Here is a 13,155-nt window from a genome sequence, read left to right as displayed (position 1 = left end):
GCGCCGATGGTAGTTGGGGGTTTCCCCCTGTGAGAGTAGGACGTTGCCAAGCAAAGCGAGAGAACCAGCCCTGTGCTGGTTCTTTTTTTGTGTTTATGAAACCGCAAGGTTTCAAATAATAAAATGTGAAAAACTTTATTGGTTGGGTTTCGAGAAGCGAAGAAGTCGAGGAAGTGAGTGAGCGAGAACCGGAGTGTACAGCGTACATGAGGATCGGAGCGAGGGAAACTGACGAAGGATTCTGAAGCTTATCGGAAGCCGACCGCTGAACACGGAAGTTAAAGCTCGAGCGCCGATGGTAGTTGGGGGTTTCCCCCTGTGAGAGTAGGACGTTGCCAAGCGAAGCGAAAGAACCAGCACTGTGCTGGTTCTTTTTTTGTGTTTTTTTTGAAAAGGACTTACTGAGAGGTTTTTGGTAGGTAGTGCTGTTGTAATTTCTACACTTATTCAGACAGGCTGATCGAGAATTCAGCAAACGAGTCCGAATCCAGAGATTATTCCGACAGGTTGAGTGATCCAGTTATAAAACAAGTCCGAATCCAAAGGTTATTCCGACAGGTTGATCGAGCCTGTTACAAAACAAGTCCGAATCCAGAGGTTATTCAGACAGGTTGAGCAAGCGCATAGGCAAACAAGTCGGAATCCAAGGTGTATTCCGACAGGTTGAGCAAGCGCATAGATAAACGAGTCCGAATCCAAAACATATTCAGACAGGTTGAGCAAGCACATAGACCAACGAGTCCGAATCCAAGGTTTATTCGGACAGGTTGAGCAAGCACATAGGCAAACAAGTCGGAATCCAAGGTTTATTCAAACAGGTTGAGCAAGTACATAGGCAAACAAGTCGGAATCCAAGGTGTATTCCGACAGGTTAAGCAAGTACATAGGCAAACAAGTCGGAATCCAAGGTTTATTCAGACAGGTTGAGCAAGAATCCATAAAACGAGTCCCAATAATAGTTTATCTCCTTTTTATTTCCAAGTACTACATTATTTTTCCAATCAAACTATATAAATATGATAGAGTTGTATTGGGAGGGGATTCAATGAAAGAAGATAAAAATCAAAGCAGTCGTTCGACCGTAAATCACAATAATAATGATGTAAAAGTTAACAACAACTTTAGCATAACAATCAATCTTGGTGACGCTGCAAATGTGCTAGCGTTAGTAGTTGGGTTCTGTCTAATAAAAAAACTACTTAAAAAGAGTTAAACAAATCAACCACCCAATCACACATAAATCCACACAGAAAGAACCAGCATCCAATGCTGGTTCTTTCTACTCCTCAATCTTTCGTACCGCAATTTTCTTGCGGGATGCTTCAGATTGTATGAGGCGATGTAAGTGGATGATTAAAAGTCCATTATGATATGAAGCGTCAACACGATCATCTCTTACTGGATAAGGCAGGTCAACCGTTCGCTCGAAATGTCCTTGAAAGATATTTTCTTCAATAAGTTCAAATCCCTTAAACTTTAAATTAATCCTACCTTTGATTTCTAGCTTCTGATGGTTTGCATAAACATCTACCTCATCTACATTTTCCAATCCAGGTAAACTTATAACTACTAAAAGCTCATTTTCTGTTTTATACAGATTAACCTGTGTTTGGCTGGCTCGGAGCATTGGTTCAAATCCCCCTAAAAAGTCCTTTCCAAAGAACTGGTCCATCTGTTTCATCCAGTCATTCATTCCTTTAAATTGATTAATGTTCATTGTTAGGCTCCCCCTATAAATTGCTGTTCCCATAATATGAGAAATTATATAATTTGTGCCTATTCCACGATAAGGTATTTAATTCAGGGTATATGTTTAGTACAATTAGTACTTTGGTATGCTAACTTAAAAGGGGGATTTTCATCTTGTTAGAGAATGGAATCGTAATGGTAATCATTATTTTACTTATTAACATTGTGTATGTTTCTTTTTTTACAATAAGAATGATACTAACATTAAAGGGACAGCGTTATTTAGCTGCTTTAATAAGTACAATAGAAGTCGTAATATATGTAGTAGGTCTTGGTTTGGTTCTAGATAACTTGAATCAAATTCACAATTTAGTTGCGTATGCAGTTGGGTATGGAATTGGTGTTATTGTTGGAATGAAGATTGAAGAGAAATTGGCTCTAGGGTATATAACAGTAAATGTAATTACCGCGGAAGATGATAGGGATTTGCCAAGGATGCTTCGTGAAAAGGGATATGGTGTTACGAATTGGTTAGCCCAAGGCCTTGAAGGCAATCGCCAATCGATGCAGATTTTAACACCAAGGAAATATGAATTAAAATTGTATCAGACGATTAAAGAAATTGATCCAAAGGCATTTATTATTGCATATGAACCTAAAACGATACATGGTGGGTTTTGGGTAAAGGCTGTAAAGAAAGGAAAGTTAAATGAGTGAAAAAACAAGCTAAGAAAAGATATGAAGTTGCAGATAATGAATCAATTGACCAATGCCTAGAGCGTATGCAAAAGGATGGATATATGCCAGTACGCAGAATGGAAGAACCGATATTTGAAGAAGTGATTGTAAATGGACAAACTGAAGTTCAACCATGCGGAAGAAAGATTATATTCGAAGGAAAGTTACTGTAAAACACGAACATTAAATGTAAATATAAATTTTATCGTTCGATTTTAATTGACAATCTCATAAATAGACTGGTAAACTAAGCTTAGATAATATGATTACCTTATATAATCTTGGGGATATGGCCCATAAGTTTCTACCCGATAACCGTAAATTATTGGACTATAAGGGAAAGTAATGCGTTTTTCCTGACCATTTGACTTTTTTGATATGCTGTCCAATGCCCAGGTAGAATTGCTTTCTCTTATAAAAAAGGGAAGCATTCTACCTGGGTTTTTATTTTCAGAAAAATGACATAAGTTAATGAACGGTGTAGGAGGAAGAGGATGAAGCCACTTGTTGGGGTAATAATGGGGAGTACGTCAGATTGGGATACAATGAAGCTTGCCTGTGACATTTTAGAAGAGTTAGAAATTCCTTATGAGAAGAAAGTAGTTTCTGCTCACCGCACTCCTGATTTAATGTTTCAGTATGCAGAAACAGCACAAGAGCGCGGGATTAAAGTGATTATTGCAGGGGCTGGTGGAGCAGCTCACTTACCTGGGATGGTTGCAGCAAAAACTGTATTACCGGTTATCGGGGTTCCAGTACAATCAAAGGCTCTAAATGGTCTAGATTCATTATTATCAATTGTTCAAATGCCAGGTGGTGTTCCGGTTGCGACAGTGGCGATTGGAAATGCGGGAGCAACCAATGCAGGGCTATTAGCAGCTTCGATTTTAGGAACACAGTTTCCAGAATACAATCAAGCCTTGGTGAACCGAAGAGAAAGTACTCGCCTAAAGGTAGTAGAAAGTAGTGATCAGCTTGATTAGAAAAATAACACTACCTGGAGAAACCATTGGAATTATAGGTGGAGGTCAATTAGGCCGAATGATGGCACTATCAGCTAGAGAGATGGGTTATTCTATTGCAGTATTAGATCCTACCCCTAATTCTCCTTGTGGGCAAATAGCTGACCTAGAAATTACAGCTGGTTTTACAGACATAGATGCTATAAAAAAATTAGCAGAAGTTAGTGATGTTATAACATATGAGTTTGAAAACATAGACTATGAAACATTGACATGGCTAGAGCAGAATGCAAATCTACCACAGGGTAGTAGATTATTAGCTATAACACAGGATAGGGCTACAGAAAAAGATGCCATTTCAAGTATTGGATTAAGTGTAGCCCCGTATATTGTTGTAGAAACTGAACAAGAACTAGAGGACGCAGTGCAAAAGCTACAAATCCCTTGTGTTGTAAAGACTTGCCGTGGTGGCTATGATGGTAAAGGGCAGTACGTCATAACAAAAGAACAAGATATAACTGAAGCAAAGGCATTATTGAAGAATGGAACCTGTGTAGTTGAAGCTTGGATTTCTTATACGAAGGAAATTTCAGTGATTGTTTCAAGAAATGTCACAGGAGATGTAAAAACGTTTCCTGTAGCAGAAAATATCCATGTTGAAAATATTTTACATCAAACAATCGTGCCAGCAAGAATTCCAAATGAAGTAGCATTTAAAGCTGAACAAATGGCGATTCAAATGGCTCGGGAATTCAATATGGTTGGGACATTAGCTGTTGAAATGTTTGTGACAGCGGATAATATGATTTATATTAATGAGTTGGCACCAAGGCCGCATAACTCAGGTCATTATTCAATTGATGCATGTGAAACATCACAGTTTGAACAGCATATCAGGGCAGTCTGTAATTGGCCACTAGGTGAAACAACGTTGTTAAAGCCGGTTGTGATGGTCAATATTTTAGGTGAGCATGTGGGTCCTGTTTTACAAAAGATTCAGGAGTTTGAAAAATGCAAATTGCATTTATACGGTAAAAAGGAAGCGAAGATTAAAAGAAAAATGGGGCATTTGACCATTTTAGGTAATAATACAAAAGAAATCCTTATGCAGATAGAAACGCTTCAAATATGGAGTAAAGAAACTAAAGAATTAATCGGGGGTTAAGACATGATTGAACGTTATACAAGACCAGAAATGGGTGCGATTTGGACAGAAGAAAATCGCTTTAATGCATGGTTAGAGGTAGAAATTTTAGCTTGTGAAGCGTGGGCTGAACTTGGTGATATTCCAAAGGAAGATGTTGCTCTTATTCGTGAAAAGGCATCTTTCAATATAGATCGAATTAAAGAAATAGAAGAAGAAACACGTCATGATGTTGTGGCTTTCACACGTGCAGTGTCAGAAACCCTTGGCGAAGAAAGAAAATGGGTACATTATGGATTAACTTCAACAGATGTTGTTGATACAGCATTATCGTATTTATTAAAACAAGCTAACAATATTTTGTTACGAGATATTGAGAATTTTGTTCAGATTTTAGCTGAAAAAGCACGTGAACATAAACACACCGTTATGATGGGACGTACTCATGGAGTGCATGCAGAACCTACTACATTTGGTCTAAAGCTTGCTTTATGGCACGAAGAAATGAAGCGTAACTTGGAAAGATTCAAGCGTGCTACAGCAACAGTGGAAGCTGGAAAAATCTCCGGAGCTGTTGGTACATATGCAAATATCGATCCTTTTGTTGAGAAATACGTGTGTGAAAAATTGGGCTTAACAGCTGCTCCTATTTCAACACAAACTCTTCAGCGTGATCGTCATGCAGAATATATGAGTACACTTGCTTTAATTGCAACTTCGATTGAAAAATTTGCAGTAGAAGTTCGAAGCTTACAAAAGAGTGAAACACGTGAGGTTGAAGAGTTTTTTGCAAAAGGTCAAAAAGGTTCATCAGCTATGCCTCATAAACGTAACCCAATCGGTTCAGAAAACATGACAGGAATTGCTCGTGTTATTCGTGGTTACATGTTAACAGCCTATGAAAATGTACCATTATGGCATGAACGTGATATCTCACATTCATCTGCAGAACGTATTATTTTACCGGATGCAACAATCGGCCTTAATTATATGCTAAACCGTTTTAGCAATATCATTAAAAACTTAACTGTGTTCCCAGAAAACATGAAGCGTAACATGGATCGTACATTAGGTTTAATCTACTCTCAACGTGTTTTACTAGCATTAATCGATGCAGGAATGACACGTGAAGAAGCGTACGATACAGTCCAACCAAAAGCAATGGAAGCTTGGGAAAAACAAGTCCATTTCCGTGAACTAGTCGAAGCAGAAGAAAAAATATCATCACGCCTAACACCAGCACAAATCGACGACTGCTTTGACTACAACTACCACATCAAACATGTGGATATGATTTTTGAACGACTAGGTTTGTAAAACTTTGTATAAGCGGAGATTGATTCAAATCTTGGTTTATATACCTAGTTGATTGAAGCGATTGCATTTCGCTTCAATCAACGGTTGAGAGTCTAATCTCTATAGCAAAAAGTCATAACATTCTGTCCCTGGGAGGGCTTATTCAATGGAAAAGCTAGATTTGTTATATGAAGGGAAAGCGAAAAGAATTTATAGAACAAATGATGAAGGAATCGTCTGGGTTGAATATAAAGATAGCGCAACAGCATTTAACGGTGAGAAAAAAGCTCAAATCACCGGAAAAGGCCGCTTAAATAACGAGATTACTAGTTTACTATTTGAAAAGCTAAAGAACGAAGGGATTCAGAATCATTTTATAAAAAAAATATCTGAAACAGAGCAACTGGTTCAAAAAGTAGATATTATTCCACTAGAAGTTGTTGTACGTAACATTATTGCAGGTAGCCTTTCAAAACGACTTGGAATAGAAGAAGGAATCTCCTTAGAAGAAACAATCGTTGAGTTTTACTATAAAAATGATGACCTTGGAGACCCTCTCGTAACTGAAGATCATATCAAAACATTGAAGTTAGCAACTCCAGAACAATTACAGATTTTAAGAACGATTGGTTTAAAAGTAAATGATATCTTACTAACGCATTTTTCTAGCTGTAATTTAAGATTAGTAGATTTTAAGTTAGAGTTTGGCATCACAGAAGATGGCCAAATCATCCTAGCTGATGAAATTTCACCTGATACATGTAGATTATGGGATAAGGATACGAACGAAAAATTCGATAAAGACGTATTCCGTAGAGATATTGGCAATTTAACCGAAGCTTACACTGAAATTTTAAATCGTTTAGGAGGAAAACAACATGTTTAAAGTAAAGGTTTATGTAACGTTAAGAGAAAGCGTTTTAGATCCACAAGGAAATGCAGTGAAAAATTCATTACACAGTATGGAATATAACGAAGTGAAAGATGTTCGTATTGGTAAGTACATGGAATTGACAATTGAAGATAACACTCGTGAAATTGATGTAATCGTAAAAGAAATGTGTGAAAGATTACTAGCAAACGTTGTAATAGAAGACTACCGTTATGAGGTTGAGGAGGTTGTCGCACAGTGAAATTTGCTTGTATAGTATTCCCAGGCTCTAACTGTGATATTGATATGTACCATGCGATTAAAGATGAACTAGGTGAAGAAGTAGAGTACGTATGGCATGATGCGACGAATCTAGATGAATTTGATGGCATTCTTTTACCAGGTGGCTTTTCATATGGTGACTACTTACGTTCAGGGGCAATCGCACGTTTTTCAAATGTAATGACTGCAATTAAAGAAGCAGCAGAAGCGGGTAAGCCAATTTTAGGTGTATGTAATGGATTTCAAATTTTACTAGAAGCAGGTCTTTTACCTGGAGCAATGAGACGTAACGAGAAGCTGAAATTCAAATGTGAGCAAGTTGAACTACGAGTAGAAAACAATTCAACAATGTTTACTTCAGGTTATGAGCTAGAGCAGGTTATCACGATTCCGATTGCACACGGTGAAGGTAACTATTATTGTGACGAGCAAACGCTAACTAGATTAATTGATAATAACCAAATTGTATTTAAATACTATGGAACAAATCCGAATGGAAGCCTAGCGGATATTGCCGGAATTGTAAATGAGCAAGGAAATGTACTAGGAATGATGCCACATCCTGAAAGAGCGGTTGATGAGCTTTTAGGAAGTGCAGACGGTTTAAAGTTATTCCAATCAATTGTAAAACAATGGAGGTTATCAGCCAATGTCGTTACTTCTTGAACCAAGTACTGAGATGATTAAGTCCGAAAAAATATATCGTGAAATGGGATTAAGTGACGAAGAGTTTGCCATGATTGAAAACATTCTTGGGCGTACTCCAAATTATACAGAAACTGGGTTATTCTCAGTTATGTGGTCTGAACACTGTAGCTATAAGAATTCTAAACCTGTGTTACGCAAATTTCCAACTACAGGGGAAAAGGTATTACAAGGGCCTGGTGAAGGTGCTGGAATCGTAGATATCGGTGACAACCAAGCAGTAGTATTTAAGATTGAAAGTCACAACCATCCTTCAGCAATCGAGCCATACCAAGGTGCTGCTACAGGTGTAGGTGGAATTATTCGTGATGTATTTTCAATGGGAGCACGTCCAATCGCTCTATTAAACTCTTTACGATTTGGAGAGTTAACATCACCTCGTGTGAAGTATTTGTTTGAGGAAGTAGTTGCAGGGATTGCAGGCTACGGAAATTGTGTTGGGATTCCAACGGTTGGTGGGGAAATCCAGTTTGATCCTTCTTATGAAGGTAACCCATTAGTAAATGCAATGTGTGTTGGATTGATCAATCATGAAGATATTCAAAAGGGTCAAGCAAAAGGAATCGGAAATACAGTAATGTACATTGGTGCAAAAACAGGTCGTGATGGTATTCATGGTGCAACATTTGCATCCGAGGAGCTTTCTGATGAATCAGAAGCAAAACGTCCAGCAGTTCAAGTTGGCGATCCATTCATGGAGAAGCTTTTACTAGAAGCATGCTTAGAGCTTGTTAAATGTGATGCCTTAGTTGGGATTCAAGATATGGGAGCAGCAGGATTAACTAGTTCATCTGCTGAAATGGCAAGTAAAGCGGGTTCAGGAATTGAAATGAACCTAGATTTAGTTCCACAACGTGAACTTGGCATGACTGGATATGAAATGATGTTATCAGAATCTCAAGAGCGTATGCTTGTTGTTGTTGAAAAAGGTAGAGAAAAAGAGATTCAAGATATTGTTTCGAAATACGACTTAGAAGCAGTAGCAATCGGTGTAGTAACAGATGATAAGAAGCTACGTTTAGTTCATAAAGGTGAAGTAATAGCGGATGTGCCAGTTGATGCACTTGCAGAAGATGCACCTGTATACAACAAGCCGTCAGCAGAACCAGCTTATTACCGTGAATTCCAAGCGATGGAAGTAGGAGTTCCGGAAGTAACTGATTACAACGAGACGTTAGTGAAGCTTCTATCACAACCAACTATTGCAAGCAAAGAGTGGGTTTATAATCAATACGATTACATGGTAAGAACAAATACAGTTGTATCACCTGGATCAGATGCTGCGGTTGTTCGTATTCGTGGTACTAAGAAAGCTTTAGCAATGACTACTGACTGTAATTCACGCTATTTATATTTAGATCCAGAAGTTGGTGGGAAAATTGCAGTAGCAGAAGCTGCACGTAATGTTGTTTGCTCAGGTGGTCAGCCACTGGCGATCACAGATTGCTTAAACTTTGGTAATCCGGAAAAACCAGAAATTTTTTGGCAAATTGAAAAAGCTGTAGATGGTATGAGTGAAGCATGTCGTACATTAAATTCACCTGTTATTGGTGGAAATGTATCTTTATATAATGAAACAAATGGTGTAGCTGTTTATCCAACGCCTGTTGTGGGTATGGTTGGTCTGATTGAGGATATTGCTCATATTACTACTCAAGAGTTCAAACAAGCTGGAGATTTAATCTATGTAATTGGAGAAGCAAAGCCTGAGTTTGGTGGAAGCGAGCTTCAAAAATTAATGAATGGCAAAATCTTTGGTAAAGCACCAGAATTAGATTTAGAAGCTGAGCTACGTGCACAAAATCAACTTTTAGCTGCAATTCGTGAAGGTGTTGTTGCATCTGCACATGATGTAGCAGAAGGTGGATTTGCAGTTGCTATAGCTGAAAGTGCAATTGGCGCAAGAGGATTAGGTGCTACAGTAACGGTGAGTGGAGAAGCTGTAACTGAATTATTCGCAGAATCACAATCTCGATTTATTGTTTCGGTAAAACCAGAAGATAAAGCTCGTTTTGAAGAAATGGTAGATGCAAAATTAGTCGGTGAAATAACAAATGAAGCTTCATTAGTGATTAACAACAACCAAGGCGAAGTACTAATCAGCTCAACAGTTGAGGAATTACGTAGTGCTTGGAAAGGAGCTATTCCATGCTTGCTGAACTCAAAGGCTTAAACGAAGAGTGTGGTGTCTTTGGAATCTGGGGACATCCCGACGCTGCTCAAATTACCTATTATGGTCTACACAGCTTGCAGCACCGTGGTCAAGAAGGTGCTGGTATCGTTGTAACAAATGGAGAGAAGTTAAAGGGTCATAAAGGCGAAGGTCTTGTCTCAGAGGTGTTTGGAAACGGTCAATTGAGTAATTTGCAAGGGAAAGCGGCTATTGGTCATGTAAGATATGCAACAGCTGGTGGTGGCGGAATTGAAAATGTTCAGCCACTTCTGTTCCACTCTCAAGTTGGCGGTCTTGCGATTGCTCATAATGGGAATCTAGTAAATGCAAATGCACTTAAGCACCAATTAGAAAATCAAGGTAGTATTTTTCAAACAACTTCAGATACAGAAGTGCTTGCTCACTTAACGAGGAGAAGTGGTTATACCAAAATTCATGATCGTGTTAAGAACGCATTAACAATGATCAAGGGTGCCTATGCTTTTATCTTAATGACTGAGAAAAAGATGATGGTAGCATTAGATCCAAACGGTCTACGTCCGTTATCCATTGGTAGATTAGGAGATGCGTATGTTGTTGCTTCTGAGACCTGTGCATTCGATATTATCGGTGCGAAATATGAGCGAGATGTAGAACCTGGTGAATTCTTAATCATTAATGATGAAGGAATGCAGTCGGAGTTCTTCTCACTAAATACAAATCGTGCAATTTGTAGCATGGAATATATTTATTTTTCAAGACCTGATAGTGATATAGATGGAATCAATATTCATACTGCTCGTAAAAATTTAGGTAAAAAACTAGCTTACGAGGCTCCTATTGATGCAGATGTCGTAACTGGTGTTCCTGATTCTAGTATGTCAGCAGCGATTGGTTATGCAGAGGCTTCAGGTATTCCTTACGAGTTAGGCTTGATTAAAAACCGTTATGTTGGGCGTACGTTTATCCAGCCTTCTCAATCACTACGTGAGCAAGGGGTAAAAATGAAGCTTTCTCCTGTTCGTGGGGTTGTTGAAGGCAAGCGTGTTGTTATGGTCGATGATTCAATTGTACGTGGTACGACAAGCCGTCGCATTGTATCCATGCTACGTGAAGCGGGAGCGAAAGAAGTCCATGTACGAATCAGCTCGCCGCCGATCAAAAATCCGTGCTTCTATGGAATTGATACATCAACTCATGAAGAGTTAATGGCATCATCACATTCTATCGAAGAAATGCGCCAACTGATTGGTGCAGATTCATTGTCATTTTTGAGTGAGGATGGATTGTTAGAAGCGATTGGTAGACCGTATGGTGGAGAATACCGTGGCCAATGTATGGCATGTTTCACTGGGAAATACCCGACGGATATTTATCCAGATACAGTCTTGCCTCATGAGAAGGCATTGAGATAGTAGAAAACTAAGGGATAACTACTTAAAATTAAGTAAAATCCATGTTTTGTTAAGTAAAGTCCTATTTCAATTAAGTAAAACCATAGTTTAGGTAAGTATTTATGATTTTTAGTTAAGTAAATGAGCCAATTAGTTAAGTATTGTCAATTAATTACCAAAACGAAGTTGTTTAAGAAGGGAAATTACCTACTTTTTCAAACAACAAACTTATTTTTTAAAAAAATGGGTCAGATCATCGCTGTTCTGGCCCTCTTATTAGTAATCAAGGAGGCTAAGGTACAATGGCAAATGCGTATAAGCAAGCTGGAGTAGACATTGAAGCTGGTTATGAAGCAGTATCACGCATGAAAAAGCATGTTCAAAAAACAATGAGGCCTGAAGTAATGGGGGGTCTTGGAAGCTTTGGTGGAATGTTTGATCTTTCAAAGGTGAATGTTAAAGAACCTGTATTAGTGTCAGGTACGGATGGTGTTGGGACAAAACTGATGCTAGCTATTATGATGGATAAGCATGACACGATTGGGATTGATGCCGTTGCTATGTGTGTGAATGATGTCGTTGTTCAAGGTGCTGAACCTCTTTATTTCTTAGATTATATTGCATGTGGCAAAGCCATTCCAGAGAAGATCGAAAACATTGTAAAGGGAATTGCTGATGGTTGTGAAATGGCAGGATGTGCACTTATTGGTGGAGAAACAGCTGAAATGCCTGGAATGTACAGTGAAGAAGATTATGACCTTGCTGGATTTACTGTAGGTGTGGCGGAAAAGTCAAAACTAGTAACAGGCGAGAACATTAAATCAGGTGATGTGCTTATCGGACTATCTTCAAGTGGAATTCATAGTAATGGCTATTCATTAGTGAGAAAAATCCTTCTAGAAGATGCTAAGCTAAACCTTGAAGAAACCTATGATGGCCTAGAGTTACCATTAGGTGAAGAACTTTTACGTCCTACAAAAATCTATGTAAAACCTTTACTTGAAGTAATGAAGGAGAATGAGATCAAAGGGATGTCTCATATTACAGGTGGCGGTTTCATCGAAAACATTCCACGTATGTTACCTGCAGGATTGGGGGCAGAAATCGATTATGGTTCATGGCCGATTCCACCTATTTTTGATTTTCTACAAAAACACGGTAATTTAGATAAAAGAGAAATGTTCAATATTTTTAATATGGGAATTGGAATGGTGTTAGCTGTAGATGTAGTTAAATTATTGCCTGTCATTTCGAAGCTAGAAGAAGCGGGAGAAAAGGCGTACATTATTGGTCGAGTAACAAATGAAGAGGGAGTTTCATTTGGTGGGGGAGACCTTGCATGAAGAATGTAGCGGTATTTGCTTCTGGTAGTGGTTCTAATTTTGAAGCGATTATGAACTCAATCAAAAATGGAGAGCTAGATGCACAAGTGAGTCTAGTTGTTTGTGATAAGCCAGGTGCAAAAGTCATTGAGCGTGCGGCTAAGTTTGGTGTTGATAGCTTTGTTATCTCTCCGAAAAACTTTGAAAATAAGGCTGCCTATGAAACAGAGATCACTAAAAAATTACTAGATAAAGAGATCGAATTCATCGTGTTAGCAGGGTATATGAGGCTAATTGGCGGAACGTTATTATCACAGTTTAAAGGGAAAATTGTGAATATACATCCTTCGTTGTTACCATCCTTTCCTGGATTGGATGCGGTTGGTCAAGCGTACCGTGCAGGTGTGAAGGTAACAGGTGTTACCATTCATTATGTTGATGAAGGAATGGATACAGGGCCTATTATTGAACAGGCAGTTGTCTCAATTACAAATGATGATACGATAGAGACGGTAGAAAAGAAAATTCATGAAGTTGAGCACAAATTATATCCCAAAACACTACAGACTATATTTTTACAGGAAAAATAGATCTAATTTA

At 38.4% G+C, this 13,155-nt stretch carries 14 protein-coding genes and 1 riboswitch; of the genes, 13 read left to right on the top strand and 1 reads right to left on the bottom strand.

The window, feature by feature from the left end; all coding sequences use genetic code 11:
- The first annotated feature begins 1,045 nt into the window (after positions 1 to 1,045).
- Entirely contained in the window at positions 1,046 to 1,213 is a 168-nt protein-coding gene (locus tag J2Z26_RS18045; protein WP_193534850.1) for a hypothetical protein, read from the top strand.
- A 66-nt stretch (positions 1,214 to 1,279) separates the two neighbouring features.
- Here J2Z26_RS18045 and J2Z26_RS18040 read toward each other — a convergent pair whose 3' ends face one another.
- A complete protein-coding gene (locus tag J2Z26_RS18040; protein ID WP_193534849.1) occupies positions 1,280 to 1,717 on the bottom strand; it encodes an Hsp20/alpha crystallin family protein in 438 nt (145 codons plus the stop codon).
- A gap of 167 nt (positions 1,718 to 1,884) precedes the next feature.
- Between J2Z26_RS18040 and J2Z26_RS18035 the strand changes: the two genes are divergently transcribed.
- The 12 genes from J2Z26_RS18035 (at position 1,885) to purN (ending at position 13,145) form a co-directional block, all read left to right on the top strand.
- Positions 1,885 to 2,406, top strand: a complete 522-nt coding sequence (locus J2Z26_RS18035) for a DUF2179 domain-containing protein (protein WP_193534853.1) — start codon at positions 1,885 to 1,887, stop codon at positions 2,404 to 2,406.
- Positions 2,403 to 2,600, top strand: coding sequence for an NETI motif-containing protein (locus J2Z26_RS18030; RefSeq protein ID WP_193534848.1), 198 nt, complete (start codon positions 2,403 to 2,405; stop codon positions 2,598 to 2,600). The genes J2Z26_RS18035 and J2Z26_RS18030 overlap by 4 nt, the downstream gene beginning before the upstream one ends.
- Positions 2,601 to 2,678: 78 nt before the next feature.
- A riboswitch (purine riboswitch) is annotated at positions 2,679 to 2,780 on the top strand.
- Positions 2,781 to 2,921: 141 nt separating this feature from the next.
- A complete protein-coding gene (gene purE / locus J2Z26_RS18025; RefSeq protein WP_193534847.1) occupies positions 2,922 to 3,410 on the top strand; it encodes a 5-(carboxyamino)imidazole ribonucleotide mutase in 489 nt (162 codons plus the stop codon).
- Positions 3,403 to 4,554, top strand: a complete 1,152-nt coding sequence (purK, locus tag J2Z26_RS18020; protein ID WP_193534846.1) for a 5-(carboxyamino)imidazole ribonucleotide synthase — start codon at positions 3,403 to 3,405, stop codon at positions 4,552 to 4,554. The genes purE and purK overlap by 8 nt, the downstream gene beginning before the upstream one ends.
- Positions 4,555 to 4,557: 3 nt before the next feature.
- Positions 4,558 to 5,850 (top strand): adenylosuccinate lyase, encoded by a 1,293-nt coding sequence (gene purB, locus J2Z26_RS18015; RefSeq protein ID WP_193534845.1) that lies wholly within the window; start codon positions 4,558 to 4,560, stop codon positions 5,848 to 5,850.
- A 145-nt stretch (positions 5,851 to 5,995) separates the two neighbouring features.
- A complete protein-coding gene (gene purC, locus J2Z26_RS18010; RefSeq protein ID WP_193534844.1) occupies positions 5,996 to 6,715 on the top strand; it encodes a phosphoribosylaminoimidazolesuccinocarboxamide synthase in 720 nt (239 codons plus the stop codon).
- Positions 6,708 to 6,962, top strand: a complete 255-nt coding sequence (purS, locus tag J2Z26_RS18005; protein ID WP_193534843.1) for a phosphoribosylformylglycinamidine synthase subunit PurS — start codon at positions 6,708 to 6,710, stop codon at positions 6,960 to 6,962. Before purC ends, purS begins: the two co-directional genes overlap by 8 nt.
- Positions 6,959 to 7,648 (top strand): phosphoribosylformylglycinamidine synthase subunit PurQ, encoded by a 690-nt coding sequence (gene purQ / locus J2Z26_RS18000; RefSeq protein ID WP_193534842.1) that lies wholly within the window; start codon positions 6,959 to 6,961, stop codon positions 7,646 to 7,648. Before purS ends, purQ begins: the two co-directional genes overlap by 4 nt.
- On the top strand, positions 7,632 to 9,860 hold the full coding sequence (gene purL / locus J2Z26_RS17995) for a phosphoribosylformylglycinamidine synthase subunit PurL (protein ID WP_193534841.1): 2,229 nt from the start codon (positions 7,632 to 7,634) through the stop codon (positions 9,858 to 9,860). Before purQ ends, purL begins: the two co-directional genes overlap by 17 nt.
- A complete protein-coding gene (gene purF / locus J2Z26_RS17990; RefSeq protein ID WP_193534840.1) occupies positions 9,836 to 11,254 on the top strand; it encodes an amidophosphoribosyltransferase in 1,419 nt (472 codons plus the stop codon). Before purL ends, purF begins: the two co-directional genes overlap by 25 nt.
- Positions 11,255 to 11,535: 281 nt before the next feature.
- The gene (gene purM / locus J2Z26_RS17985) at positions 11,536 to 12,576 is read left to right on the top strand and encodes a phosphoribosylformylglycinamidine cyclo-ligase (protein ID WP_193534839.1); all 1,041 of its coding nucleotides are present in this window, start codon (positions 11,536 to 11,538) and stop codon (positions 12,574 to 12,576) included.
- Entirely contained in the window at positions 12,573 to 13,145 is a 573-nt protein-coding gene (purN, locus tag J2Z26_RS17980; protein WP_193534838.1) for a phosphoribosylglycinamide formyltransferase, read from the top strand. The genes purM and purN overlap by 4 nt, the downstream gene beginning before the upstream one ends.
- The last annotated feature ends 10 nt before the right edge of the window (positions 13,146 to 13,155 follow it).

Source organism: Cytobacillus luteolus (assembly GCF_017873715.1).
Taxonomy (GTDB): domain Bacteria; phylum Bacillota; class Bacilli; order Bacillales; family Bacillaceae_L; genus Bacillus_BV; species Bacillus_BV luteola.
This window is presented reverse-complemented; position numbering and strand designations above follow the sequence as displayed.

Bases quoted from the DNA above. Each gene is read 5' to 3' on its own strand.
- J2Z26_RS18045 (WP_193534850.1), top strand. From the start codon at position 1,046: ATGAAAGAAGATAAAAATCAAAGCAGTCGTTCGACCGTAAATCACAAT.
- J2Z26_RS18040 (WP_193534849.1), bottom strand. From the start codon at position 1,717: ATGAACATTAATCAATTTAAAGGAATGAATGACTGGATGAAACAGATG.
- J2Z26_RS18035 (WP_193534853.1), top strand. From the start codon at position 1,885: ATGGTAATCATTATTTTACTTATTAACATTGTGTATGTTTCTTTTTTT.
- purE (WP_193534847.1), top strand. From the start codon at position 2,922: ATGAAGCCACTTGTTGGGGTAATAATGGGGAGTACGTCAGATTGGGAT.
- purB (WP_193534845.1), top strand. From the start codon at position 4,558: ATGATTGAACGTTATACAAGACCAGAAATGGGTGCGATTTGGACAGAA.
- purC (WP_193534844.1), top strand. From the start codon at position 5,996: ATGGAAAAGCTAGATTTGTTATATGAAGGGAAAGCGAAAAGAATTTAT.
- purS (WP_193534843.1), top strand. From the start codon at position 6,708: ATGTTTAAAGTAAAGGTTTATGTAACGTTAAGAGAAAGCGTTTTAGAT.
- purL (WP_193534841.1), top strand. From the start codon at position 7,632: ATGTCGTTACTTCTTGAACCAAGTACTGAGATGATTAAGTCCGAAAAA.
- purF (WP_193534840.1), top strand. From the start codon at position 9,836: ATGCTTGCTGAACTCAAAGGCTTAAACGAAGAGTGTGGTGTCTTTGGA.
- purM (WP_193534839.1), top strand. From the start codon at position 11,536: ATGGCAAATGCGTATAAGCAAGCTGGAGTAGACATTGAAGCTGGTTAT.
- purN (WP_193534838.1), top strand. From the start codon at position 12,573: ATGAAGAATGTAGCGGTATTTGCTTCTGGTAGTGGTTCTAATTTTGAA.